At 67.8% G+C, this 1,691-nt stretch carries 1 protein-coding gene; it reads left to right on the top strand.

The genetic code is table 11. The features are described from left to right. Positions 1-1,689 (top strand): urocanate hydratase (gene hutU / locus V9L17_RS21200; protein WP_337352794.1); only part of this gene is annotated, 1,689 nt, incomplete at its 5' end. Positions 1,690-1,691: the final 2 nt, after the last annotated feature.

Here is a 1,691-nt window from a genome sequence, read left to right on the forward strand (position 1 = left end):
GCCGATTTCACTACCGGTGCCCGCCCGGTTAAAGCAGCCCGCGGCACTGAGCTGACCGCTAAGAGCTGGCAGACGGAAGCTCCGCTGCGGATGCTGATGAACAACCTGGACCCGGAGGTCGCCGAACGCCCTGATGACCTGGTGGTTTACGGCGGTACGGGCCGGGCTGTCCGGTCCTGGGCGGCGTTCGATGCGATCACCCGGACGCTGGAGACCATGGAGAAGGACGAGACCCTGCTGGTGCAGTCCGGCAAGCCGGTGGGGGTGTTCCGCACTAACGAGTGGGCGCCGCGGGTGCTGTTGGCGAACTCCAACCTCGTCGGTGACTGGGCGAACTGGCCCGAGTTCCGCCGGCTCGAGGCCGAAGGCCTGATGATGTACGGGCAGATGACCGCCGGGTCCTGGATCTACATCGGTACCCAGGGCATCCTGCAGGGCACTTTTGAGACGTTCGCCGCGATCGCGCGGAAGCTGACCGGGGATGAGAACGGCACCCTCGCCGGGACGCTGACCCTGACCGGCGGGTGCGGGGGCATGGGCGGGGCGCAGCCGCTGGCGGTGACCCTGAACGATGGTGCCTGCCTGATTGTCGACGTCGACGAGACCCGGCTGCGCCGCCGGGCGGGCAAGCGTTACCTCGATGAGGTGGAAACCGATCTCGACGCCGCCATCGCCAAGGTCCTGGCAGCCAAGGCAGAGGGCCGCGGCTGGTCGGTAGGCTATGTGGGCAACGCCGCCGAGGTCTTCCCGGAGATCCTGCGCCGCCACACCGCCGGTGAACTCACCGTTGATATCGTCACGGACCAGACCAGTGCCCATGATCCGCTGTCTTACCTTCCGGAGGGTATTTCGGTGGAGGAATGGCAGCGCGAAGCGGAGGCTGATCCGGAGGGCTTCACCAAGAAGGCCCAGGCCTCCATGGCCCGGCACGTCCAGGCGATGGTGGAGTTCCAGGACGCCGGCGCCGAGGTCTTCGATTACGGCAATTCCATCCGCGACGAGGCCCGCAAGGGCGGCTACGCCCGGGCGTTCGAGTTCCCCGGCTTCGTTCCGGCCTACATCCGGCCGCTGTTCTGCGAGGGCCTGGGCCCGTTCCGCTGGGTGGCCCTGTCCGGGGATCCGGAAGATATCCGCGTCACCGATGAGGCCATCAAGGAACTGTTCCCGGAGAACAAGCACCTGCACCGCTGGATCGACGCCGCCGCCGAGCGCGTCGAGTTCGAAGGCCTGCCCGCCCGGATCTGCTGGCTCGGGTACGGAGAGCGCGCCAAGGCCGGCCTGCTGTTCAACCAGCTGGTCAAGGAAGGCAAGGTCAAGGCACCCATCGTGATCGGCCGAGACCACCTGGACTCGGGCTCCGTCGCGTCCCCGTACCGGGAAACCGAGGCCATGGCCGACGGCTCCGACGCGATCGCGGACTGGCCCCTGCTCAACGCCCTGCTCAACACCGCCTCGGGCGCGACCTGGGTGTCCCTGCACCACGGCGGCGGTGTCGGCATCGGCCGCTCCATCCACGCCGGCCAGGTCTCAGTGGCCGACGGCACGGACCTTGCCGCCCAGAAACTCGAACGCCTCCTCACCAACGACCCCGGCATGGGCGTCATCCGCCACGCCGACGCCGGCTACGACCGCGCCCTCGACGTCGCCAAAGAACGCGGCGTCCGCATCCCCATGAACGAGACAAACTAACC

The organism is Pseudarthrobacter sp. CCNWLW207 (assembly GCF_037203945.1).
Classification (GTDB): Bacteria; Actinomycetota; Actinomycetes; order Actinomycetales; family Micrococcaceae; genus Arthrobacter.